Source organism: Kitasatospora sp. NPDC001225 (assembly GCF_053597855.1).
This window is the reverse complement of the sequence record NZ_JBSFJC010000052.1, coordinates 34,155-57,730: the sequence shown is the minus strand read 5'-3', so window position 1 is coordinate 57,730 and position 23,576 is coordinate 34,155. Positions and strand designations below refer to the sequence as shown.

Here is a 23,576-nt window from a genome sequence, read left to right as displayed (position 1 = left end):
CTATCCCGATCTCGGCGGCGTGGTCCCGGCCCCGGCCCCCCGGGGGCTGCCCCCCCCCCCCCCCCCGGGGGGCCTCCTCCGTGCTCAGGCGTCGGCCGGCCGCCGGCGGCCGAGCAGGCCGGTCTCGTGCAGCAGGAGCGCCTGGCCGCCCCACACCAGCACGGTGCCGACCAGACAGGCGAGCGCGACCAGGATGCCCATGCCGATCCTGACCGGCCGGTGCTCGGCCACCTCGCCGGTCGAACCGTCCGCCCACACCTGCTCCCGATGGCCGTCCGGGTGGTCGCCGTCGCGGGAGCGGCGGACCTGCTCCCAGTCCTGCCCGGCCGCCGTCCAGCGGTAGGTGCAGCTGTAGACGTCGATCGAGCCGATCGGGCCGCGGTCGCTCTCCAAGGTCTCCGAACCGGAGACGTGGCAGCCGCTCAGGGTGGCCGTCACCGCCTTGTCGGTGCGCATCCAGCTCCGGATGTCGTCCGTGGCGGACGCCGCCATCAGGACGCCGACCAGCGGCGGCACGAGCAGGAACAGGCCGATGCCCACGACCGCGCCGGGGGAGACCTCGTACCGCAGGAACGGTCCCGAGGCCGCCGCGCCCGTCAGCAGGGCGGCCCCGAACACCCACCCGTGCCAGGACAGCCACCCCGGGTCGTCGAACACCCACTGCCAGGCGGCCAGCCCGCCCACCACCGCCGCGACCAGGGCGGCCGCCAGGGCCACCAGGACGCAGGCCCGCTGCAACGTGCTCCACTTGGACACGCTCGTGCCCCCTCCGCACTCGGCTCCGCCTCCATCCTGGCGGAGGGGTGCGACATGATCCAGAGCCCGGCACCGGGACCGCCCGGGACCGCTCTGCCCCGGGACCGCTCTGCCCCGGGACCGCTGTGCCCCGGGACCGTCCTCAGGACAGTCCGAGCAGCGCCCCGGCCCCGGCCGCCGCCACCACCAGGAGCAGGGCGGCCCCGTGCGGGCGCCACAGGGCGAGGGCGGTGCCGACGGCCTCGCGCAGCAGGAGGTACGGGCCGTGCGCCAGCGGGCCGTCCGCGCCGAGCACGGCGGCGGGGGCGCCGGCCCGGCGGGCGGCGAGGGCGGAGCGGACGGTGTGGAAGCCGTTGGTGACCACCGTGCAGCGGTAGCCGGGGCGTTCGGCGGCCATCAGGGCGGCGCTGAAACGCAGGTTCTCGGCGGTGTTCACGGCCCGCTCCTCGCGCCGGATCCGCTCGGCCGGGACGCCCCGGGCGACCAGGTAGCGGGCCATCGCGGCGGCCTCGGTGCAGTCCTCGTGCGGGCCCTTCCCGCCGGTCACCACGACCAGCGGGGCGTACCCGGCGGCCTCCTCGGCGGCGAAACGTTCCAGCGCGGCGTCCAGCCGGGCCGCCAGCGGGGGCCCGGGCTCGCAGCCCTCCAGCGCGGCGCCCAGGACCACCAGGTAGTCGGAGCCGGCCGGCACAGGCCGGCGGCGGTGGTACAGCGCCAGGCCGAGGAAGCCGAGCAGCCAGAGCGGGACGGACCCGCAGAGCAGGACGGCGACGAACAGCAGGACGTGCATATACGTTCGAACGCCTGCGGCGGAACGACCGTTCCGGGGCGGTCCCGGAACGGCGGAACCCCCGTTCCGGAGGCGGAACGGGGGTTCCCGGGAACGGTCGTTCCGCGGTGAGTGGTGGGGTGGCCTCAGCCGGCCTCAGCCGGCCTCGGCCGCCGGGGTGGCGCCCGCCACCGGGGCGACCGGGGCGGCCGGGGCGGCCGGAGCCGAGCCGGGGCGCCGGTCGCGCTTGTGCAGCGAGGCCAGGTAGGCGTTGTACGCCTCCAGCTCGGCGTCGCCGGTGCGCTCCTCGGAGCGGTCGCGGCGGCGGGCCTGCCGCTGTTCGGAGCCCATCCACTGGTAGACCAGCGCGATCAGCACGATCGCGGTCGGGATCTCGCCGAACGCCCAGGTGATGCCGCCGGCCAGCTTCTGGTCCTCCAGGAGGTTCGTCCCCGGTGGTGCGCCCTCCACGGTGAAGGTGGTGACCAGCGGGTGGCCCGCCATCATCACCGCCACGCCGAAGAAGGCGTGGAACGGCATCCCCATGAACAGCTCGATGATCCGCATCACGTGGCCCGGGCGGTGCGGGCCCGGGTCCACGCCCATGATCGGCCAGAAGAAGGCCAGACCGGTGAGCAGGAAGTGCACCATCATGAAGATGTGCCCGAGGCGGTACTGCATCAGGAAGTCGAACAGCGGGGTGAAGTAGACCCCGTACAGGCTCGCGATGAACATCGGGATGGTGAACGCCGCGTGCGAGACGATCCGCATGTACCGGCTGTGCAGCAGCGCCACCAGCAGCTCGCGCGGCCCGCGCGGACGGCCCTTGCCGGCCGGGCGCAGGGCGCGCAGCGCCAGCGTGATCGGGGCGCCCAGCAGCAGCAGGATCGGCGTCAGCATGGAGAGCACCATGTGCTGGATCATGTGCGCGCTGAACAGCACCATGCCGTAGTCGTTCAGCCCGGTGCAGGTGACCAGCAGCATGGTGGCGACACCCGCCGCCCAGCCGACCGCCCGGCCGATCGGCCAGCGGTCGCCGCGCCGGTACAGCCGCACCACGCCCGCCGCGTACAGCCCCAGGAGGACCAGTCCGCCGAGCAGGAACACCCAGTCGGGGGACCAGGTCCAGACGTTGGACAAGCTGAACGGGCCTAGTTGGGTCATCCCGCCGTGGTGGTGCATTCCTGACATTCCGTCGCCCATCGGCGGGTCCTGCTTTCCGTCCTCGTGGTCCAAAACGCGGGTCCGGTTCGCCCGTTTTGCTTGACATACAGCCTAGGTGGGCCTTACCCCGGGCCATCCCCCCACCCCCTCCGTACGGGTGTCTCCCCACCGGAGCGCCTCCTGGCTAGACTGACCGGCCGGTCGGCGGGGAGGCTCGGGGCTCGGAGTCCGAGGGCTCGGGGATTCGACAGGGAGGCTCGGAGATGGCGACGGAACACGGCCCCGCGGCGCCCACCACGGTCGCGCTGACCGGGGCGACCGGCTTCATCGGCTCCGGCGTGCTCGCGGCCCTCGCCGCGCGCGGCGTCCGGGTACGCGCCCTGGCCCGCACACCGCCCCAGGAGGCCGTACCGGGCCCCGTCTGGGTCCCGGGCGACCTGGCCGACCCGGCGGCGCTCACGGAGCTCTGTACGGGCGCCGGGGCACTGGTGCACCTCGCCTCCCGGGTCGACGGCGGAGCCGAGGAGTGCGAGGCGGTCAACGACCGGGGCACCGCCGCCCTGATGGCGGCCGCCACCCGCGCCGGGGTGCGGCGGATCGTCCACCTCTCCACGGCCGCGGTCTACGGCGAGGGCCCGCACCAGGGCATCGAGGTGGACGAGGTGCCGCCCGCCCCGGTGTCCGAGGCCAGCCGCACCCGGCTGCTCGGCGAGCGCCACGCGCTGGCGGCCGGCGGGTGCGTGCTGCGCCCCGGACTGGTGACCGGCACCGGGGACCGCTGGGTGGTGCCCGCGCTGGCCGAGCTGGTCCGCCGGGTGCCGGTCCGCTGGGAGGGCGGCCGCACCCGGCTCTCGATGGTCGACCGCGCCGACCTGGCCCGGCTGATCACCGCGCTCGCCCTGGACGGGCAGGCCGCCCCGACGGGCGTCCACCACGCCTCGCACCCCGCCCCGGTCCGCGGCGGCGACCTGCTCACGGCCCTGGCCGCCCTCGGCCTGCTGCCCGCCCCGGACGGCCCGGACACCCCCTGGGAGGAGTGCCGCCGACTGCTGGCCGCCGCGCCCGGCCGGGTCTCCGAGCGGCAGTTCGGCCTGATCGCCCGCGACCACTGGTACCGCAGCGACCGGATCTGGCACCTCGCCGCCTGCCCGCCCGGCCCCGGCCCCCTGGCCCGCCTCCCCGAGGCCGCCCCCTGGTACCGCCAGGCGCTCGGCCGGCCCTGAGGGGCCGCCGGGAGGCGGGCGTCGCGGCCGGGGTCCTCCCGGTCCCGGTTCAGGAGGCCGCGTCGGCGAGCAGCGCGGTGGTCAGCTCGTGGAGGCGCCGCGCCGCCTCGGGGTCGAAGGCGGGGCCGGTGATCTCCAGTGGCTCGCCCGTCATGGAGGCGGAGAGGGTCTCGGCGGGCGGCGCGTCGAGCGCCGCCAGGACCGGCACGATCCCCTCCTCCACCGGCCTGGCGTTCCGCCGCGCGGCTTCGATCTGCTCGGCCATGACCGGGTCGTACTCGCCCGAGAAGCTGGTGCGGACGCTGCCCGGGTTCAGCAGCACGTACCGCACCGGCCCGGCCGGCCACTGCTGGGCGAACCCGACGCCGAGCAGGTCGTTGAGGCGGCTGCCCTGCATCAGGGCGTCGATGCCGCTGTAGTCGCGCTCACGGCCCAGGTCGTCCCAGCGGATCTCGCCGAAGTCGACGCCCGGGCCGCAGACGTTGACCACGACGGGTGACGGTGCGGCGGCCAGCACGTCGGCCAGTTCGTGGCTGAGGACGAAGCGGCTGAGGTAGTACAGCGCGAAGGTGTGTTCGAAGCCCTCGGTCGTGACCAGGCGCGACGAGCGGAAGTGCTGGGCGCACAGGACCAGTCCGTCGATCCCGGCGAACCGGTCCCGGATCTCACCGATGGCCCTGCGGGTCTCGCTGACCAGGCTGAGGTCGGCGGCGATGAAGTGTGCGCGGTTCCCGGCGCCGATCCGCTCGGCCTCCGCGAGCACCTCGGCGCCCTTCTCGGCGTTGCGGCCGAGGACGACAACCTCGTCGCCGCGCCCCAGGTACGTCAGGGCAACGGCCTTGCCGATGCCGTCCGTACCACCCGAGACAACAATCGTTTTCACGCTGGGACCTCCACGGAACGGTGAACACGGGAGAACTCGCGGCGGGGAACGCCGGTGCGGCGGGAGCCGACCTGTGGGAAGGCGTGCGGATACGCGCGCCGCCAAGTCATCGATTGATGACTCGGTCGAAGCTAATCGCGCCGGGATACCATGTCAACAGCTGATGACTTGATGCCGCAGCACCTGTCGATCCACCGGGAGAATGCCGTGACCGCACCGTCGAGCGGCCGGCCGCCGCGCCACAAGCGCGACCGGGAGGCCACCAGAGCCGCCCTGCTGGCGGCCGCCCGGGTCCACTTCGGCCGCGAGGGCTACGCCGGGGCGAACGTCCGCGGCATCGCCCAGGATGTGGGCGTGGACGCCTCGTTGGTGTTCCGGTACTTCGGTTCGAAGCGGAAGCTGTTCGAGGAGGCGTCGGCCGAGGACGCGCAGGAGGCCGGGGCCGTGCTGGCCGGCCCGCCCGGCCAACTCCCTTACCGGCTGCTGGAGATGATCCTCCGCGAGGAACGGCCGGAGTCGGTGGGCGACCACCCGTTCATCGCCATGCTGCGGTCGGCCGGCGACGAGACGATCCGCGGTCAGCTGCACGACCAGGTGTGCGACACCTACATCGCGGGCCTGCGCGCCCTGGTCGAGGGGCCGGACGCGGATCTGCGGGCTGAGCTGTTCAGCGCCTGGCTGCTGGGCATCAGCGTGGTGCGGACCGTGGTGCGCAGCGAGGTGCTCGCCGCCGCGACCCTGCCCGAGGTGACACCGTACTTCGACCAGGTGGCCGCCGCCCTGCTCGGCGGGGGCGGCTCCGCCGATGACCGACGAGGTGGGCCCGATCGTTGAGGGGCCGCCGGTGCCGGGGTGTTCCCGTTGCGGCGGCCGGCGGCCCCCATCGGGCGTGGGACCGTCAGGCCGTGGCCTGCCCGGCGCCGGGGCGCTGGTTCTTCGCGTCGACGACGGCCCGGGTGACGATGGTCGTGCGCTCCACGACGGTGCCGGGCTTGATGCCGTACTCCTCCCGGACCTGCACGCCACGGCTGCCGAGGTACTGGTGGCTCTCCCGATCGAAGATCCACTCCGATCGCTCGCCGGTCTGGGGGTCGAGCCGCGCCAACGCGATCCCGTCGCGGCCGGAGACGTCCTGCGCGTGCTCGACCACCACCACGCCCGGGATCTTGCCGGCGGCCTCGTAGAGCGCGGCGGCGAGGGCGGAGGGGACGAGCTGCTCGCGGATGATGGAGCCGATCTCGTTGAACGCCTGCTGGTCGTGGTCCCGGTCGCCGCTCACCGTCGAGTAGACGGACTTCAGCAGCGCGTCGGGGTCGGCGGGCTGGGCCGCGAGCCACTGGTAGGTCAGCTGCTCGCGGGGCTCCTTGGTGTCCAGCGTGATGCCGCCCTTCGACTGGTAGCCCGGCTCGTCCAACCAGCCCTTGGTGCCGTCGGGGGACTTCCACACCTCGCGGTCGTGGAGCGGCTGGACCCAGGTGGCGGACTCCCCGGTGTCCACGTTGTGACGGGTGGCCATGAAGGAGACCTGGCTCTTGACGTAGACGAACTGGCCCGGTCCGGGCTGGGGCGTGGTGCGCGCCGTCGCGGCGGCGGCGATCGCGTGGACCGTCGAGGCGAGCTGGACGGTGCTCCCCTCCTCGATCCGCACGACGGGTGCCCTGACCAGCCGTGGGGAGCCGACGGTGTCGGCCGGGGTGTTCAGGGAGACGACCACGGCGAGGGCCGCGGCCGCGGCGACCGGCGCCGCGAAGAGGACGGTGCGGCGCAGCGGGCGCCGTACCGGGGCGGCCGCGGGGGCGGCCTGGTCGGGCCGGTGGATCTCGCTCATCAAGTGCTCCTCGAGCAGGTCCTGGCGGTCGGCCGCCAGGCGGGGATCGGCCGGCGCCGGCAGTAGACGGGCCAGTTCCGCGTGGTCGAGCGGTTCGGTGTGCCGCCGCGAGTTGCGGATCATCGGTGCGTCTCCTTGTGCGGCCGGGCCGCGGTGCTGCGGCTGCCCTGTACTTGTCCGGGGATCGGGAGCGGTTCCGTGTTCTTCTGCGCGGCGCGCAGTTCCTCGGCCGCGAGTCCGCGCAGTCGGGTGCGGGCGCGGGAGAGGCGCGAGCGTACGGTGCCGACGGGTATGCCGAGGGTGGCCGCCGCCTCCGCGTAGCCGAGCCCGGACCAGACGCAGAGCGCGAAGACCTCGCGTTCCGAGCGCCGCAGGCGCCCCAAGGCCTTGTGGGCGGCGGCGAGTTGCTCGGAGTCGGCGATGCGGCCGACGAGTTCGTCGGCGAAGTCGGGGACCGGGTCGGTCGCGGGCATGCGGGCCAGGGCCGCGCTGTGGCGGCGGGCGGCGCGCGTCGTGTTGCGCAGCACGTTGACGGCGATGCCCATGAGCCAGGGGCGTGGGCTGTCGCCCTCGTCGCGGAGTTTCCCGCGCAGGCGCCAGGCCTCGAGGAAGGTCAGCGAGACCACGTCCTCGGCGAGTGCCCAGTTCCCGGTCACGCGCACGGCGTGGCGGTACACCAGGGAGGCGTGGTCCCGGAAGAGGTCGCGGAACGCTTCGGGGTTCCCGGCCCGGAGGCGGGAGTGTGGATGGTTCACGTCATGCCTTGTCCGGGCGGGAGGACCGGTTCCCGTGATCCGGGTCACCATCCGCGGTGTCAGTTCCTGGGGACCAGGGTGTTCTCGTTGCGGCGGCCGGCGGCGTGGTCGTCGATGTTGCGGGCGGTGGCGTCGATGATCTGGCCGACGGCGGTGCGGGTGAAGTAGGCCTGGTGGCTGGTGACGAGGACCTGGGGGAAGGTGACGAGGCGGGCGAGGGTGTCGTCGGTGATGCCCTCGATGGAGCGGTCGGTGAAGAAGACGCCGGTCTCCTCCTCGTAGACGTCGAGGCCGACGCCGGAGAGGCGGCCGGCGCGCAGGGTCTCGACCAGGGCGGCGCTGTCGACGAGGCCGCCGCGGCTGGAGTTGATGAGGATGGCGTCGTCCTTCATGCGGGCGAGGGCGGCGCCGTCGATGAGGTGCTGGGTGGCCGGGAGGAGGGGGACGTGGAGGCTCACCAGGTCGGCGCGGGAGAGGAGTTCGGGCAGTTCGGTGTAGTGCATGCCGAGGTCGAGGCAGGCCGGGTTCCGCGCGATGTCCCAGCCGAGGAGTTCGGTGCCGAAGCCGGCGGCGATGCGGGCGAAGCACTCGCCGATCTTGCCGGTGCCGATGACGCCGACGGTCATGCCGTGGATGTCGCGGCCGAGGAGCCCGTCGAGGCGGAAGTCGAACTCGCGGGAGCGGCTCGCGGCGCGGGTGAGGCGGCGGTTGACGGCCAGCGCGAGGGTCCAGGCGTGTTCGGCCACGGAGTACGGGCTGTAGTGGGAGACCCGGGCGACGGTGAGGCCGAGTTCGGCGGCCGCGTCGAGGTCGATGTTGTTGAAGCCGGTGGAGCGCTGGGCGATCAGCTCGGTGCCGCCGGCGGCGAGGACGGCGAGGGTCTCGGCGTCCAGGACGGCGTTGACGCTGCTGCTGACGGCCGGGTAGCCGGCGGCCAGCGGGGCGGTGTCGCGGTTGAGGAACACGTCGAGGCAGCGCAGCCCGTGGCGGCCGGCGAAGGCCTGCTCCAGCAGCGGCCGCTCGTCGGCCTGCACTCCGTAGGCGAGGATCTCCATGCCGGACACGCTAGCGGCGGGGGCCGCCGGACGCCCGCCGGGTGCGGCAAGCGCCCCCGGGACGTACGGAGGCCCCCGGGCCGCGCGGGGCGGGCCGGGGGCCTCCGGGGGGCGGGGGCGGTCAGAGGACCGTCTCGGCCTCCAGGTAGCGGTCCTGCGGCACGGTCTTCAGCTCGGCGACCGCCTCGGCCAGCGGCACCAGGTTGATGTTGGTGCCCTGCAGCGCGGTGATGTGCCCGAAGGCGCCCTTGTGGACGGCCTCGACGGCGTGCCAGCCGAAGCGGGTGGCGAGCACCCGGTCGTAGGCGGTCGGGGTGCCGCCGCGCTGGGTGTGGCCGAGGATCACCGGGCGGGCCTCCTTGCCGAGGCGGTGCTCCAGCTCGCGGGAGAGCTGGGTGGCGATGCCGGTGAACCGCTCGTGGCCGTAGATGTCCTTGGTGCCCTCCTCCCAGTGCATGGTGCCGGGCTCGGGCTTGGCGCCCTCGGCGCAGACCACGATGGCGAACTTCTTCTGGCGGTCGAAGCGCTCGCGGACGACCTCGGTGAGCTTGTCGATGTGGAACGGGCGCTCCGGGACGACGATGGCGTGCGCGCCGGCGGCCATGCCCGCGTTCAGCGCGATCCAGCCGGTGTGCCGGCCCATGACCTCGACGACCATGACGCGCTGGTGGGACTCGGCGGTGGTCTTCAGCCGGTCCAGCGCCTCGGTGGCGACCGAGACGGCGGTGTCGAAGCCGAAGGTCACGTCGGTGGCGGCGATGTCGTTGTCGATGGTCTTGGGCACGCCGACGATCGGCAGGCCCGCGTCGCTCATCAGCTTGGCGGCCTTCAGGGTGCCCTCGCCGCCGATCGGGATGACCGCGTCCAGGCCGAGGTCGGCGCAGTACTTCTTGGCCCGTTCGACGCCGTCCCGCAGGTGGCTCGGCTGGACCCGGGAGGAACCGAGGATGGTGCCGCCCTGGGCCAGGATGCCGCTCACCGAGTCCAGGGTCAGGGGGCGGTGGTGGCCCTCAAGGAAACCGCGCCACCCGTCCTCGAACCCGATGATCTCGTCGCCGTGGTCGACCACCCCCCGGTGGACCACGGAGCGGATCACCGCGTTCAGGCCGGGGCAGTCACCGCCGCTGGTCAGCACTCCGATACGCATTAGCTTTGCAACTCCCGAGCAGAACCGAGGAACGGCCGGACTACAGGCTGGGACGACGAGCCGTCACCGTAACGGGGCGCTCCCTCGCCGTGGTGGCGGGGAGGTGGCCGCGGGGTGAAGGACCGGCCGATCCGGACAGAACGCCCGAAAACGGCCGCGAAGTCGAGCATACGGCCCCTGGTCCGGCCGGGCAGGAGCCGACGCGGGAGCGGCGCCGTCGGCGCCCCCGCGCGGAATTGCAGCCTGCTGCCGAGGAGGGTGTGCAGTAGGCAGCCCCATTGTGGTACGTCCGGGGCCGCCCGCGGACCGGGTGACCGCATGGCGGGCACCCGGCCGGGGCGTACGGATGTACTACTGGGGACGCGTCGCGGCCGCGATGCGCTCGGCGCGCAGCGCGTCGTACCAGGTGGTGTCGGCCGGCGGCAGCGCGGCGACGTCCAGCGCCAGCTTGAGCAGCATGTCGGCCACGGCGGGGTTGCGGGCCAGCACCGGGCCGTGCAGGTAGGTGCCGAACACGGTGTCCCGCCAGGCGCCCTCGGTGCCGTCACCGGTGCCGTTGCCCCGGCCGACGCTGACGGTGGCGAAGGGCTGCACGCCCTGGCCGAGATGGGTGACGCCCTGGTGGTTCTCGAAGCCGGTCAGCTGCGGCAGGCCGAGCCGGGGGTCGACGTCGGCGAGCACGTCGCCGACGCAGCGGGCGCCCTCGCCGCGGGTGGTCCAGACGTCGAGCAGGCCCAGGCCCGGCTCGCGCTCGCCGAGGTCGTTGATGAACTCGTGGCCCATGATCTGGAAGCCGGCGCAGACACCGAAGATGATCGCGCCGTTCTCGGCGGCCCGCACCAGGCCGCTGTCGGCGCGCAGCCGCTCGGCGGCCAGGCGCTGCGGGCGGTCCTCGCCGCCGCCGATCAGGTAGATGTCGCCGCTGGTGGGGATCGCCTGGTCGGAGCGGACGTCGATCCGGGTCACGTTGAGGTGGCGCTGGCGGGCCCGGCGCTCCACGACCAGGGCGTTGCCCCGGTCGCCGTAGGTGCTGAGCAGGTCCGGGTAGACCCAGACCACGCGCAGGCTGCTCTCACTCATCCTCGAAGGCCTTCCGTCACGTAAAGACTGGTGTGCGGGCGCGGCATCAGCCGGCCACGACCTTCCGCAGCTGCTGGAAGGCGGTGTAGTTGGCGATGGCCTCGATCCGGCCGGGCGGGGCCATCCGGACGGCCTGCTCCAGCGTGTCGACCACGTGGAACTGGAGTCCGGCGACCTCCAGGCGAACGGCCAGGTCCAGCTTGCGCTGGCCCATCACGAAGACCGGGTGCCCGGCGAGGCGCTCGTAGTCGACGTCCCACAGCCAGGAGGTGTCGGTGCCGTCGGCGTCGAGGGCGTTGACGGAGAGGATCACCGGGGCGGGCGGGCCGTCGATCAGCGAGAAGGTCTCCAGCCAGCCGGCCGGGTTCTTGGCCAGCAGCAGGCGGATGTCCCGGCCCTGGTACTGGACCACGTCGTAGCGGCCGGCCACGGCGGCCACCGAGCGCATCCGCTCCAGGGCGACCTGCGGGGCGACGCCGAACACGGCGGCGACGGCGGCCGAGCTGGTGGCGTTGGCCAGGTTGGCCCGGCCCGGCAGCTGGAGCTGGATCGGCCAGGCGCCGCGCTGCGGGTCGATCACGTGGGTGCCCTGGAGCGCCCAGTGCGGGTTGGGCCGGCGGAAGCCGCAGTCCTGGCAGAACCAGTCGTCGCCGGGGCGCTGCATCACACCGCCGCAGGCGGGGCAGGACCAGGCGTCCTCCTTCCAGGCCTGTCCGGCGGCCACCCAGACCACCTTCTTGCAGGAGGAGGCGGCCCAGGTCACCAGCGGGTCGTCGGCGTTGGCGATGACCACGGCCTCGGTGTTCTGGAGGCCCTCGCGCCACTTCTCGGCCATCATCCGGGTCTCGGCGGCGCGGTCGAGCTGGTCGCGGGAGAGGTTGAGCAGGGCGATCGCCTTGGGGCGGGTGTCGCGGGCGACCATCGCCAGGTACTTCTCGTCGACCTCGATCACGCCGAAGCGGGCGTCGTTGCCGCCGGCCAGGGCGGAGGTGATGCCGGCGGGCATGTTGGCGCCCAGGGCGTTGGAGACCACCGGACCGGCGGCGCGCAGCGCCTCGGCGATCAGGCGGGTGGTGGTGGTCTTGCCGTTGGTCGCGCTGACCAGGACGACGTCGAGGTTCTCGGCGAGGGTGGCGAGCAGGTCGGGGTCGAGCTTGAGGGCGACCTTGCCGCCGATCACCGAGCCGCTCCCGCGCCCGGCCTTGCGCGACACGGCGGCGGCGACCCGGCCGGCGGTGACCGCGATCTTGGCGCGGGCCGGCAGCGAGGCGTCGCGTGCGCCTGTGGGCTCCGATTCGGTGCCTGCCATGCTCAGTGGTTCCTCCTTGCTGCGGCACCACCCGTGGCCGAATAACGGGCCGTCGGGCGGCGGGGACGGGGGTCAGCCTACCGACTCCGTCGCCCGACCGGACGATCCGGACCCCGTGCCGCCTGCTGCGACGCGCTCGCGGGTGCTGCTGACGGCCTGTCGGGGAGAGCGGTGTACGGAGCAGCCCCAAGGGTTCGGCTCCGAACCCCTACTGCTTTGACGACGCTCGACGACCACCGTCGGGTTCCCGACCTGCCCGGGTAAGGATCTGGTGAAGAAATGATCAGCGTCCCGGATGGTGGGCGCAGCCGGCCGGATCCCCGGCGGCCAGCGTGGCGGTGATCACCAGGGTGCCGTCCTCGGCCCGGAAGTCCAGCGGCGCGTCCAGCCGTCGCATCGCGGCGATCAGCCCGGTGTTGCCGCCCTGGGTCACCGCGTACACCGTGCGGACGCCGGCCGCCCGGGCCGTCGCCGACAGCCGCCGCAGCAGCGCCGCGCCCAGCCCGTGCCGCTGCCAGCCGTCCTCGACCAGGACGGCCAGCTCGGCCTCACCGTCGTCCCACATCAGGTGCCCGAGCGCGAGGATCCGCCCGTCCGGGGCGGCCACCGCGTAGCTGCGGCCGTGCCGCGGGTCCAGCAGGTGGTCCAGGTAGCGGCCGGCGTCGCGGACCGGGCCGTGGTAGCGCAGCCGCAGCGCGGCGGGGGAGCAGCGCCCGTGCATCGCCAGCGCCGCCGCCCGGTCGGCCGGCCCGGCCGGGCGCAGCAGCAGCCCGGTCCCATCCGGCAGGGACAGTCGGGACGGGGCCTCCGGCGCCGGACCGGCGGCGCGGACGGCGGGCGGGTGCGGCCGCACGGTCCGGTACGGGCCGCCGGTGAGCGCGGGCGGCCGGGTGGCCTGGCCCTCGGGCGCCGCGCACCTGCGGTCGGACCTGCGGAAGGGCCGGTGCCAGAGCCGTTCGGGGCGAGTGCGTGATGCCTTCATGCCGCCGACGCTACCGACGGTGCGCTTCCGTTCGGTTACGTGATCGTGAACGGGCGAATGCCCGGGTGCGCGGCCGGGCGGGGTGGGACAGGGCGGGCCCCCGCCCGGGACGGCGGCACGGGTGGCCGGGACGGCATCGGCGCAGGTCGCGACCGGTGCCTCAGGCGGGTGGGACAGCGGGCGGCCGACGGTGGAGGGCGTTCCCGGGTGCTCCTGGTGAGCAGGAGGCCACGCCCCGTACGGCCACACCCGTACGTCCACGCACCGAAGGCCGTTTCCATGCGCGACACCCCGTCCGTCCCCACCACCGGCACCACCGGCACCACCGAGACCGCCGCCACCACCGGCACCCCCGCCGTCCCGCACGCCCGCCGGGCCCCGGTCGGCACCGCGCTCACCGAGCTGCTCGACCGGCAGGCGCAGACCCGGCCCGGCGCGCCGGCCGTCCTCGGCGAGGGCGGCCTCACCTTCCAGGAGCTGGCCGGGACCGCCCGCCGGCTGGCCGCGCGGCTGCGCCGCCTGGGCGCCGTCCCGGACGGCTGCGTCGGCCTGTACGTCGAGCCGTCCGTCGAGCTGGTCGCCGGGGCCTGGGGCGTGCTGTACGCCGGGGCCGGCTACCTGCCGCTGTCGCCCGAGTACCCCGAGGACCGGATCCGCTACATGGTCGAGGACAGCGGCACCCGGATCGTGCTGACCCAGGCGCACCTGCGCGAGCGGCTGGCCGCGCTGGTCCCGGCCGGGACCGCGGTCGTCACCTTCGAGGCCTGCGAGGACGCCGCTCCGCTGCCGGAGGCGGCGGCGGAGGAGGCATACGAGGAAGCGCCCGAGGCGGCCGCCGAGCCGGAGTCGCTGGCCTATGTGATCTACACCTCGGGCAGCACCGGCCGCCCCAAGGGCGTCATGATCGAGCACCGCTCGGTGGTCTCCCAGCTGCGCTGGATGCACTCCGCCGGGCACCTCGACCCCGGGACCACCGTGCTGCAGAAGACCCCGATGAGCTTCGACGCCGCGCAGTGGGAGATCCTCGCCCCGGCCGTCGGCGCCCGGGTGGCGGCCGGCACGCCCGGCCTCTACCGGGACCCGGAGGCGCTGGTCACCGCCGTCCGGCGGCACGGGGTGACCGCGCTCCAGTGCGTGCCCACCCTGCTCCGGGCGCTGCTGGACACCGAGGGCTTCGCCGACTGCACCGGCCTGACCCGGGTGTTCTCCGGCGGCGAGGCGCTCTCCCGGCGGCTCGCCCGCGACCTGGGTCGCGCCCTCCCGCAGGCCGCGCTGGTCAACCTGTACGGCCCGACCGAGTGCACCATCAACGCCACCTGGCACCTGGTCGACCCGGCCGATCCGGCCGACGGCGCCGGCTCGGTGCCGATCGGCCGACCGGTGGCCGACACCCAGTGCCACGTCCTCGACGAGCAGCTGCGGCCGGTCGCCGCCGACGGCGTCGGCGAGCTGTACATCGGCGGCGTCCAGCTGGCCCGCGGCTACCTGAACCGGCCGGAGCTGACCGCGGAGCGGTTCGTCCGCTCCCCGTTCGCCCCCGGCGAGCGGCTGTACCGCACCGGCGACCTCGTGCGGTGGAACCCGGACGGCACCCTCCAGTTCGCCGGCCGGGTGGACAACCAGGTCAAGCTGCGCGGGTACCGGGTCGAGCTGGACGAGATCGCCCGCGCGATCGAGGAGCACACCTGGGTGCGCCGCTCGGCCGCGGTCGTCACCGGGGACGACCGCACCGGGCACCCGAACCTGGTCGCCTGCGTCGAGCTCAACCCGCGCGAGGCCGCCCTGATGGACCAGGGCAGCCACGGCGGCCACCACCAGTCCAAGGCCAGCAAGCTCCAGGTCAAGGCCCAGCTGTCCGACCCGGGCCTGCGCGACCGGGCCCGGCTGGCGGGCCGCGAGCGGATCGGGCTGCCCGGCCGGAAGGAGACCGACGCCCAGCGCCGGGAGGCCTTCGCCCGCAAGAGCTACCGCTTCTACGACGGCGGCGCGGTCACCCGGGACGACCTCACCGCGCTGCTCGCCCCGCGCCCGGCCGGCACCTTCGGCCGCGACCTGGAACTGCTGAGCCTGCCCGAACTCGGCCGCGTCCTGCGGTGGTTCGGCCAGTTCCACAGCGAGGAGCGGCTGCTGCCCAAGTACGCCTACGCCTCGCCCGGCGCGCTGTACGCGACCCAGCTGTACCTGGAGACCGGCGGCCTGGACGGGCTCGCGGCCGGGCTGTACTACTACCACCCGGTCGAGCACGTCCTGGTCCGGATCGGCCCCGCCGGGGCGCGGCCGGGCCCGGATGGCGGGGCCTACCTGACGCTGCACTTCTCCGGGAAGCACGGCGCCATCGAGCCGGTCTACAAGAACAACATCCGGGAGGTGCTGGAGTTCGAGACCGGCCACATGCTGGGCGTCCTGGCGGAGGCGCTGCCCGAGTACGGGCTGGACGTGCGCCCGATCGGCCTCGACCCGGCGGCCAAGGGCCGGCTGGACGTCGCCGGGGAGGACCACTACCTGGGCGCCTTCGCGGTCGTCCGGGCCGGCGGCCCGGCGCGGGACGAGGGCACCGAGCTGTACGTCCAGGCCCACCAGGGCCGGGTGGACGGCCTGCCGGGCGGCCTCTACCGGTACGCCGACGGCGAGTTGACGCACGTCTCGGAGGAGGTGGTGGAGTCCCGGCACGTGATCGCGATCAACCAGGCGGTCTACGCCCGGGCCTCGTTCGGCATCACGGCCGTCGCCCGCGCCGAGGAGGAGTGGCTGCGGTACATCGTGCTCGGCACGGAGCTGCACCGCCTCCAGCGCAACGGCCTGGGGCTGGGCTTCATGTCCTCCGGCTACAGCTCCAAGTCCGGCCACCCGCTGCCCGCTTCGCGCCGCATCGACGAGATCCTGGCCGGCCGCGGCATCACCCCGGGACCGTCCTACTTCTTCCTCGGCGGCAAGGTGAGCGAGGAGCAGATCCGCAGCGAGGGCATGCACGAGGACACCGTCCACATGAAGGGACCGGCCGAGCTGATCAAGGACCAACTGGCCACCCTGCTGCCCGACTACATGCTGCCCAACCGGGTGCTGGTGATGGACGCCCTGCCGCTCACCGCCAACGGCAAGGTGGACCTCAAGGCGCTGGCCGCCTCCGAGGCCGTCCGCACGGCCGACGTGCGCGGCGCGTACGTCGCACCCGCCACCGGGTACGAGCGGTGGCTGGCCGAGGCCTGGGGGCGGGCGCTGGGGTACCAGGAGGTGTCGGTGACGGACGAGTTCTTCGCCGTCGGCGGGAACTCGCTGATCGCCGTCGCCCTGGTCCACCGGATCAACCGCGAGTTCGGCGTCGCGCTGCCGCTCCAGGTGCTGTTCGAGTGCCCCCGGCTGGGCGACCTGGCCGCGCGCGTCGAACGGGCCTGCGGCGAGGGCGGCGAGCGCGCGGGCGGGGGCACCGGCGGGAGCGCGGCCTCCCGGCTGGTGCCGCTGCACCCGGGGGCGGCCGACCGGGCCGTGTTCTGCTGGCCCGGACTGGGCGGCTACCCGATGAACCTGCGGCCGCTCGGCCGGGAGGCGAGCGCGGGCCGGGCCTTCTACGGCGTCCAGGCGCACGGCGTCAACCCGGGCGAGACGCCGTACCCGACCATCCGGGAGATGGCCGCCGCCGACGTCGCCGAGCTGCGCCGGGTGCAGCCGCGGGGGCCGTACACGCTGTGGGGCTTCTCCTTCGGCGCCCGGGTCGCCTTCGAGGCGGCCTGGCAGCTGGAGCGCGCCGGGCAGCGGGTGGAGCGGCTGCTGCTGATCTGCCCCGGCAACCCGAAGGTGCGCCGGGACGACGCCCGGTCGTGGGGCCGTGACGCCTCGTACGCCAACCCGGCGTACCTGACCATCCTGTTCGGGGTGTTCGCCGGCCGGATCAGCGGCCCCGACCTGGAGCGCTGCCTGGCCGAGACGGTGGACGAGGCGACCTTCGTCGCCTCCGTGCACCGGATGCTGCCGGAGCTGGACGAGGAGCTGATCCGGCGGATCACCGGGATCGTCGGCGAGACCTACGAGTTCGAGTACAGCTTCCGCGAGCTCGCCGAGCGGCGGTTGGAGGCGCCGGTGACCGTCTTCAAGGCCGCGGGTGACGACTACTCGTTCATCGAGGGCAGCACCGGCTACTCCGCGGCTCCGCCCACCGTGGTCGACCTGGCGGGCGACCACTACGGGGTGCTGCGGGAGCACGGGGTGGCCGAGCTGGCCGCCGCGATCCGGGAGGTGGAACGGACGGGCCCCGGGGAGCCCCTGGGCCGCTGATCGGATGATGTGGACACGCTCACGGATGGCTCAGGATCCGTGAGCGGGGGAGCCCCTTCGGATAGGGATGGCTCGGCTTTTCCGCCGATCCCGTCTCCTCCGAAGGGGCTTTCCGATGTCCGTGAAGAACTCCGCACTGGCCACCGCCTGTTGCGCCCTGCTGCTCGCCCTGCCGCTCGCCCTCGCCCAGTCGGCCGCCGCCGACAGCAACGGCCCCAAGACGCCCGAGGAGGCCGCCACCTGCCACCAGGTGCTCGGCGCCCTGCTCGGCGGCTTCGGGCCGATGCTCGGCGAGGCCGTCTGCGTCGTGCAGCCGGCCGACAAGGGCTGACGCCTCCCGGGAATCCGCCGCCGGCGGTGGCCGCCCTCCTCGGGCCGCCGCCGGCGGAGCCGGATCCCGGGCCCGCGCCGGGTGCGGGGCCGCCGGAGGCCGGCTCCGGATTCGCCCGGCCGGCCCACCGGGCGCGGGCCGGTCGTGGCGGCGGTCGGGTGCCGGGCCGACGATGAGGGGGCGGGGCGGGGGGCGAGAAGGGAGCAGGACCGTGCAGGAGTTCCTGGTCGAGATCACCACCAGCGTCCCCGAGGGCACCGCCGAGGAGGAGGTCGACCGGCGGCGCGCCGCCGAGGCCGTCCGCGCCCGCGAGCTGGCCGCCACCGGCCACCTGGCCAGGCTGTGGCGCCCGGTCGGCGAACGGCGCAGCATCGGCGTCTGGCTGGCGGCCGACGAGGCCCGGCTGCGCGCGGAGGTGCTCGGCAGCCTCCCGCTGCGGCCGTGGATGACCGTCGTGGTGACCCCGCTCGAACCGCACCCCAACGACCCGGGCCCGGCCTGAGGCGACGGCTCAGGCGATGCGGGTCGGCGCGTCCTGGAGGGTGTGGCCGGTGGCGGTCAGCAGCGTCGTCAGGACGGCCGGGGTCACCGGGTGCTCGGTGCGGAGGTAGAGCTCGTCGGCGGCGGGGTGGGGGTGCACGGAGAGCAGGGTGATCCGGTGGTCGGCGAGCGCCGTGCCGGTGTGGGCGAGGGCCGTGGTGCGCACCCGCCAGAGCGCGACCGGGGGCGGGGCGTGCGGTGACCACCAGCTGTGGAGCAGGGCGGTGGCGAGCAGGGCGAGCGCGGAGGCGGCCACGACGACCGGGCCGTCCGGGCCGTGGACGACGATCTTGGCGATGAGGTCGGCCGCCGTGACGGAGAGGAAGACGGCGGCGAGTTCGACGGTGTCACGGCGCCAGCGGTGGGTGCGGCGGGCACCGGGGCCGGCGGGGGCACGGAGGGGAGAGGGCTTCGAATGCTCCATGCCACCACCGTGCCCGACCGGTGTTTCCCGGTCGGGCATCCGTCGTGACCGGCCGGTTACGGTCCGCGCCGGGGTGTTACGGGAGGAACGCGCGGGGCCGAGTCGGGAGGCCGGGCCGCCGGTGGTCTAGCCGAGCAGGTCGCGGGCCGCGGCCTTGACCTCGGCGAGCAGGAGGTGGAGGTCGGCCTCCGTCGTGGCGGCGTTGAGGAGGCAGGCGCGGAGCAGCTCGGCGCCGTCCAGGCGGGCGCCGGTGACGAAGACCCGGCCGCGCCGCTGGACGGCGGCGGGGAGGTCGCGGTTGAGGGCGTCGCGGGCGGCCCCGTCCCGGCCGGGGGCGCGGTGGCGGAACGCCACGATCGAGGTCTGCACCTCGGCGAGCAGCTCCAACTCCCCGTCCGCTTCGACGAGTTCGCCGAGCCGGCGGGCCAGTGCGGTGCACCGGGCGATGTCCCGGGCGAGCCCGGCCCGGCCCTTGTGGGCGATGGTGGCCCAGACCTTGAGGGCCCGGAAGGGGCGGGTCTGCTCGGTGCCGTACTCGGAGAACCAGCCGAGGGCGCCGGCCGACTCGTCGCGCAGGTAGGACGGGACGAGGCTGAAGGTGCCGCGCAGCTCCTCGGTGTCGCGGACCAGCGCGCAGCCGCAGTCGACCGGGACGCCGAGCCACTTGTGCGGGTCGAGGGCGAGCGAGTCGGCGCGCTCCAGCCCGGCGTAGCGGTGGGCGATGGCCGGGTCGAGCCGGCCGAAGGCGCCGTACGCGCCGTCCACGTGCATCCAGAGGCCCTGCTCCTCGCAGAGGTCGGCGATCGGGCCGAACCCGTCCACCGCGCCGGCGCCGACGGTGCCGGCCGAGGCGACCACCAGGAAGGGCAGCAGGCCGGCCGCGCGGTCGCGCTCGACGGCCGCTCGCAGGTCGGCGGTGTCCAGCCGGCCGTCGGGGCCGGTGGCCACGGTGCGCAGCTGCCGGCTGCCGAGGCCGAGCAGCTCGGCGGCCTTGCGGACGCAGGAGTGGGTCTCGCCGGTGACGTAGCCGACCAGCGGCGGCAGGCCCGCCAGGCCCTCCTCGCGGACGTCCCGGCCGGCCCGCCGGGCGGCGCGGTCGCGGGCGGCGGCGAGGCAGACGATGGTCGCCATCGAGGTGCCGGAGGTGAGCAGGCCGCCGCCGGCCGGGTGCGGGAAGCCGACCAGTTCGGCTATCCAGCGGACCACGGCGCGCTCCAGGTGGACGTCGGCGTGGTCGCCGCCGGCCGAGCTGGGGTTCATCGCGGAGGCGGCGAGGGTGGCGAGCACCCCGGCGGGGGCGGGGGCGGAGTTGACCCAGCCGAAGAAGCGCGGGTTGCCGTTGCCCATCGGGTACGGCAGGACGTCCCGTCCGATGGCGCCGATCAGCTCGTCGAGCGGGCGGCCCTCGGCGGGCAGCGGGGCGTCGAGCAGGGCCTGGCGGGCGGTCTCGTCCATGGGCTGCCAGACCGGGCGTCCGGGCAGGTCGGCGAGGTAGTCGGAGACGAGGTCGGCGGTGGCGTGGGCGGCACGGCGGAAATCGGCGTCGGTGACGTCGGTGCCGGTGACGTCGGTGCTGGGGGAGTCCTCGGTGGTCATGGCGTGCTCCAGGGAGGCCGGGGGACGGGCTGGGCGAGGCGCGGCGTCCTTGGCGCACCCGGGTCAGGCGATGATCGGGTGATCCTACGCAAGCAGGCCCGCACCGTGCGGTGCGAGCCTGCTTGCTGAGACCCGGGGGCGTCGGTCCGGGGGACCGGGGGCATCAGTCCAGCGAGCTGGACAGGCCGCTCGCCGAGCGGCAGTAGCCCTGCATCTCCTTGTTGGTGATCTTGGCGCAGAGCCGTCCGGCCGCGCCCCCGTCGGTGTAGTTGACCGTGTAGTAGCTGACCAGGCCCTCGGCGCAGGCCTTGCGCTGCCAGCCGTCGGCGGCGGTGGCGCACTGCTCGGACGCCCAGTCCTCGCGGTCCAGGTTGTACTTCATGGTGCGCGAGCCGACGCCGCGGCTGCAGTCCACCGCCCCGCCGCTGGCCTTGCCGTTGAGGCACCACTTGAGGGCCTCGGCGTAGACCTCGGGGTGGTTCGGGTAGTCGTGCGAGGAGAGGAAGAAGGTCGGGGCGTAGAAGAAGCAGGCGGACTGGAACAGCGACGGCTGGTCCTTGCACGGGTAGAGCGGGTCCTGGGCGAGCTTGTCGGCGGGCAGGTTGGCCTTGGCCTGCTCGTCCTCCTCGTCCGGGCCGAAGAGCTGCATGAACAGGCCCTCGGAGCAGCGGATCCGGTTCTGGTCGGAGGGGAACTTGTTGCACAGGTCGCGCGCCTTGGCGACGTCCTGCTTGGCGACGAACATGGTGCCGTGGCCGACGCCGTGGATGCAGGGCCCGGTGTTCTTGGGCGCGCAGAGCTTGAGCAGGTCCGTCTCGGGCTGGGTGGAGGCGTTGAGCATCTCCTCGACCGCGCCGTGCAGGTAGCCGGCCGCGCAGGTCTCGTGCGGGAAGGAGATGACCTTCTGGAAGTCGGCGTTGAAGCGCTTGACCGCCGCGTGGCCGAGCTCGTGCGCGATCGGGTGGCAGAAGCGCACGGTGTACGGCTTCTCCTTGGTGATCTTGTCGAGGTCGGCCAGGGCGACACCGGGGTCGGTGGCGTCCATCTCGGCCATCACCTTGTTGCGCAGCGTGGAGCGGGTCCACACGGCGGGGTCGCCGGTCGGGGTGGCGCTCGCGGGGCCGGCCGCGGCCGGCCGGGCGCCGGCGGCGGGGGCCCCGGGGGCGACGGCGGTCAGGGACGCGGTGGCCGCCGCGGGCGACCAGTCGGTGACGGCCACCGACCCCAGGCCCAGGACGCCCAGGAGCAGGGCGGTGAGAATCGCGAAGACTCGCGGCTGCATGACGGGATCCCCCGGCGGATCGAGGTGAACGTTTCGCTCCCATCCTGACGGCACGTGAGCGGTAAGCCGCGATTTCGCCCGCCATTCGGGAGGTGTCGGCGACGCTATCGCACCGTGGGACCTCCGGGCCCGGCGGGATGGTTCCGCACAATCACCCGGACGGAGTACGGGGGCGCGGGCGTCGCCGGGTGCGCCGTTCGGGTGGCGGCACCCGCGCCCCACACGCGTTCAGGCCCCGGCGGTCAGAGCTCCAGCGTCACCCGGTACTCCGTCAGCCAGGCGTCGAAGTCCAGCGCGAGGTCGACGGCCAGCCGGACGGACTGCGGGTCGGTGTCCGGGGCGAGCGCGTCGGCGAGGCGCCGCCGGTCGAGCAGGTCCAGGGCCGGGGAGGTGCGCTCGACGGCCAGCCGGGCCAGTTCGGCGCGCAGCTTCGCCGGGTAGTGCGGGTCGGTGGTGACCGGGTACGGGCTCTTCGCTCGCTCGGCGACCGCGGCCGGCAGCACGTCCCGGACGGCGGCGCGCAGCAGGCTCTTCTCCCGCCCGTCGAAGGACTTCATCGCCCACGGGGCGTTGAAGACGTACTGGACCAGCCGGTGGTCGCAGAACGGCACCCGCACCTCCAGGCCGTTGGCCATGCTCATCCGGTCCTTGCGGTCGAGCAGGATGCAGACGAAGCGGGTCAGGTTGAGGTACGAGATCTCGCGCATCCGCCGTTCGAGCGGATCCGCCTCCGGCAGGTGCGGGACCTCGGCGACCGCCTCGCGGTAACGGGCCCTGCGGTAGCCGTCCAGGTCGAGCTTGCGGAGCAGTTCGGCGTCCAGGAGGTGCTCGCGCGGGGTGGCTCCGCCGCCGGCGATGCCGGTGAGGCCGAGCGCCCAGGGGAAGTCGTCGACGGCGATGGTGGCCGGGTCGTGGAACCAGCGGTAGCCGCCGAAGAGCTCGTCCGCGGACTCGCCGGACAGTGCGACGGTGGAGTGGCGGCGCACGCCCCGGAAGAGCAGCAGCAGCGAGGTGTCCATGTCGCCGACGCCGTTGGGCAGGTCGCGGGCGCGCAGCACGACGGAGCGCCGGGCCGGGTCCGTCAGGTCGGCCGCGTCCAGCTCGACGACGCTGTGGTTGGCGCCGACGTGGTCGGCGAGCAGTCGGGCGAACGGGCCGTCCTGGGTCTGCCGGACGTCGTTGGCGTTGAAGGTCTCGCTCTGCCCGGCGAAGCCGACGGAGAAGGAGCGCACCGGGCCGGCCCCGGCCGCTCCCAGGGTCCGGGCGGCCAGGGCGGTGACGGCGCTGGAGTCCAGGCCGCCGGAGAGCAGCGAGCAGAGCGGGACGTCCGCCTCCAGCTGGCGGTGCACGATGTCGTCCAGCAGGGCCCGGACGGTGGCGACCGTGGCCTCCAGGCTGTCGCGGTGCTCGCGCGCCTCCAGCGCCCAGTAGCGGCGGACCGAGAGGCCCTCGCGGCGCACCCGCACGACGTGCCCGGGCCGGACCTCGTGGATGTCCCGGTACGGGGTGAGCCCCGGGGTGCGGGCGTAGCCGAGCAGTTCGCGCAGCCCGTCCAGGTCCACCACCGGGCGGACGGCGGGGTGGGCGAACAGGGCCTTGACCTCGGAGCCGAAGACCACGCCGTCCGGGGTGCGGTGGTAGTACAGGGGTTTGACGCCCATCCGGTCGCGGACCAGCAGCAGCTCCTCGCGCCGGATGTCCCAGACCGCGAAGGCGAACATGCCGTTGAGCCGCTCGGCCAGGTGCTCGCCCCACTCCAGGTAGGCGCGCAGCACGACCTCGGTGTCGCTGCGGGTGCGGAAGCGGTGCCCGGCCGCCTCCAGTTCCGCGCGCAGTTCGCGGTGGTTGTAGACCTCGCCGCTGTAGGTGAGCACGGCCAGCGTCCGGCCGTCGTGCTCGACCGTCATCGGTTGGACGCCGCCCGCGATGTCGATCACCGCGAGCCGGCGGTGGCCGAGCGCGGCGTGCGGCTCCAGGTGGACGCCGCCGGCGTCCGGGCCGCGGCGGGCCTGGGTGGCCGTCATCGCGTCGATGACCCCCCGTTCGGCGGTGAGGTCGCGCTCGAACGCGACCCATCCGGTGATCCCGCACATCAGCAAGCCTCCGGTCTTCCGCTTCGTGTTCAGGGGGTCACGCTACGTGCGGAGTTGGCGCCGCTTCAAGGGGCTTTCGAGAACGGGGGC

The 23,576-nt window shown here is 74.2% G+C and carries 20 protein-coding genes; 5 read left to right on the top strand and 15 right to left on the bottom strand.

What is annotated here, in order from left to right; translation table 11 throughout:
• Positions 1 to 84 precede the first annotated feature (84 nt).
• From ACWDCZ_RS19620 to ACWDCZ_RS19610, 3 genes are all read right to left on the bottom strand, one after another.
• The gene (locus ACWDCZ_RS19620; RefSeq protein ID WP_449816515.1) at positions 85 to 756 is read right to left on the bottom strand and encodes a hypothetical protein; all 672 of its coding nucleotides are present in this window, start codon (positions 754 to 756) and stop codon (positions 85 to 87) included.
• A 142-nt stretch (positions 757 to 898) separates the two neighbouring features.
• On the bottom strand, positions 899 to 1,546 hold the full coding sequence (locus ACWDCZ_RS19615) for a YdcF family protein (RefSeq protein WP_117492263.1): 648 nt from the start codon (positions 1,544 to 1,546) through the stop codon (positions 899 to 901).
• A gap of 135 nt (positions 1,547 to 1,681) precedes the next feature.
• On the bottom strand, positions 1,682 to 2,707 hold the full coding sequence (locus ACWDCZ_RS19610) for a cytochrome c oxidase assembly protein (protein ID WP_449816517.1): 1,026 nt from the start codon (positions 2,705 to 2,707) through the stop codon (positions 1,682 to 1,684).
• A 245-nt stretch (positions 2,708 to 2,952) separates the two neighbouring features.
• Between ACWDCZ_RS19610 and ACWDCZ_RS19605 the strand changes: the two genes are divergently transcribed.
• The gene (locus ACWDCZ_RS19605) at positions 2,953 to 3,912 is read left to right on the top strand and encodes an NAD-dependent epimerase/dehydratase family protein (protein ID WP_449816514.1); all 960 of its coding nucleotides are present in this window, start codon (positions 2,953 to 2,955) and stop codon (positions 3,910 to 3,912) included.
• Positions 3,913 to 3,961: 49 nt separating this feature from the next.
• Here the strand turns inward: ACWDCZ_RS19605 and ACWDCZ_RS19600 are convergent, their stop codons facing one another.
• Positions 3,962 to 4,795 (bottom strand): SDR family NAD(P)-dependent oxidoreductase, encoded by an 834-nt coding sequence (locus ACWDCZ_RS19600; protein ID WP_449816513.1) that lies wholly within the window; start codon positions 4,793 to 4,795, stop codon positions 3,962 to 3,964.
• 207 nt (positions 4,796 to 5,002) lie between these two features.
• Between ACWDCZ_RS19600 and ACWDCZ_RS19595 the strand changes: the two genes are divergently transcribed.
• Positions 5,003 to 5,629, top strand: coding sequence for a TetR/AcrR family transcriptional regulator (locus ACWDCZ_RS19595; protein WP_449816512.1), 627 nt, complete (start codon positions 5,003 to 5,005; stop codon positions 5,627 to 5,629).
• Positions 5,630 to 5,693: 64 nt separating this feature from the next.
• Here ACWDCZ_RS19595 and ACWDCZ_RS19590 read toward each other — a convergent pair whose 3' ends face one another.
• The 7 genes from ACWDCZ_RS19590 to ACWDCZ_RS19560 form a co-directional block, all read right to left on the bottom strand.
• Positions 5,694 to 6,746, bottom strand: a complete 1,053-nt coding sequence (locus ACWDCZ_RS19590; RefSeq protein ID WP_117492255.1) for a CU044_5270 family protein — start codon at positions 6,744 to 6,746, stop codon at positions 5,694 to 5,696.
• A complete protein-coding gene (locus ACWDCZ_RS19585; protein ID WP_449816511.1) occupies positions 6,743 to 7,378 on the bottom strand; it encodes an RNA polymerase sigma factor in 636 nt (211 codons plus the stop codon). Before ACWDCZ_RS19585 ends, ACWDCZ_RS19590 begins: the two co-directional genes overlap by 4 nt.
• 59 nt (positions 7,379 to 7,437) lie before the next feature.
• Positions 7,438 to 8,433, bottom strand: a complete 996-nt coding sequence (locus ACWDCZ_RS19580) for a 2-hydroxyacid dehydrogenase (RefSeq protein WP_449816510.1) — start codon at positions 8,431 to 8,433, stop codon at positions 7,438 to 7,440.
• 121 nt (positions 8,434 to 8,554) lie between these two features.
• Positions 8,555 to 9,580: a 6-phosphofructokinase gene (locus ACWDCZ_RS19575; RefSeq protein WP_074004545.1), complete on the bottom strand. Its 1,026-nt coding sequence runs from the start codon at positions 9,578 to 9,580 to the stop codon at positions 8,555 to 8,557.
• A 351-nt stretch (positions 9,581 to 9,931) separates the two neighbouring features.
• Positions 9,932 to 10,660 (bottom strand): type 1 glutamine amidotransferase, encoded by a 729-nt coding sequence (locus tag ACWDCZ_RS19570; RefSeq protein WP_074004546.1) that lies wholly within the window; start codon positions 10,658 to 10,660, stop codon positions 9,932 to 9,934.
• A gap of 46 nt (positions 10,661 to 10,706) precedes the next feature.
• Positions 10,707 to 11,969, bottom strand: a complete 1,263-nt coding sequence (locus tag ACWDCZ_RS19565; RefSeq protein WP_049656207.1) for a MurT ligase domain-containing protein — start codon at positions 11,967 to 11,969, stop codon at positions 10,707 to 10,709.
• Positions 11,970 to 12,252: 283 nt separating this feature from the next.
• On the bottom strand, positions 12,253 to 12,951 hold the full coding sequence (locus ACWDCZ_RS19560; protein WP_449816509.1) for an N-acetyltransferase family protein: 699 nt from the start codon (positions 12,949 to 12,951) through the stop codon (positions 12,253 to 12,255).
• Between the two features lie 279 nt (positions 12,952 to 13,230).
• On the opposite strand from ACWDCZ_RS19560, the gene ACWDCZ_RS19555 reads away from it, so the two are divergent.
• The 3 genes from ACWDCZ_RS19555 (at position 13,231) to ACWDCZ_RS19545 (ending at position 18,053) form a co-directional block, all read left to right on the top strand.
• The gene (locus ACWDCZ_RS19555) at positions 13,231 to 17,220 is read left to right on the top strand and encodes a non-ribosomal peptide synthetase family protein (RefSeq protein WP_449816508.1); all 3,990 of its coding nucleotides are present in this window, start codon (positions 13,231 to 13,233) and stop codon (positions 17,218 to 17,220) included.
• Between the two features lie 115 nt (positions 17,221 to 17,335).
• Positions 17,336 to 17,551, top strand: coding sequence for a hypothetical protein (locus ACWDCZ_RS19550; protein WP_049658393.1), 216 nt, complete (start codon positions 17,336 to 17,338; stop codon positions 17,549 to 17,551).
• A 211-nt stretch (positions 17,552 to 17,762) separates the two neighbouring features.
• Positions 17,763 to 18,053: a muconolactone Delta-isomerase family protein gene (locus ACWDCZ_RS19545; RefSeq protein ID WP_388046288.1), complete on the top strand. Its 291-nt coding sequence runs from the start codon at positions 17,763 to 17,765 to the stop codon at positions 18,051 to 18,053.
• A 9-nt stretch (positions 18,054 to 18,062) separates the two neighbouring features.
• Here ACWDCZ_RS19545 and ACWDCZ_RS19540 read toward each other — a convergent pair whose 3' ends face one another.
• The 4 genes from ACWDCZ_RS19540 to asnB form a co-directional block, all read right to left on the bottom strand.
• On the bottom strand, positions 18,063 to 18,515 hold the full coding sequence (locus ACWDCZ_RS19540; protein WP_449816507.1) for a hypothetical protein: 453 nt from the start codon (positions 18,513 to 18,515) through the stop codon (positions 18,063 to 18,065).
• Between the two features lie 126 nt (positions 18,516 to 18,641).
• Positions 18,642 to 20,111 carry a pyridoxal phosphate-dependent decarboxylase family protein gene (locus tag ACWDCZ_RS19535; protein ID WP_449816506.1) on the bottom strand — a complete coding sequence of 490 codons (1,470 nt, stop codon included), beginning with the start codon at positions 20,109 to 20,111 and terminating at the stop codon, positions 18,642 to 18,644.
• Positions 20,112 to 20,274: 163 nt separating this feature from the next.
• On the bottom strand, positions 20,275 to 21,393 hold the full coding sequence (locus ACWDCZ_RS19530) for a hypothetical protein (RefSeq protein WP_074004551.1): 1,119 nt from the start codon (positions 21,391 to 21,393) through the stop codon (positions 20,275 to 20,277).
• Between the two features lie 242 nt (positions 21,394 to 21,635).
• A complete protein-coding gene (gene asnB / locus ACWDCZ_RS19525) occupies positions 21,636 to 23,486 on the bottom strand; it encodes an asparagine synthase (glutamine-hydrolyzing) (RefSeq protein WP_449816505.1) in 1,851 nt (616 codons plus the stop codon).
• Positions 23,487 to 23,576: the final 90 nt, after the last annotated feature.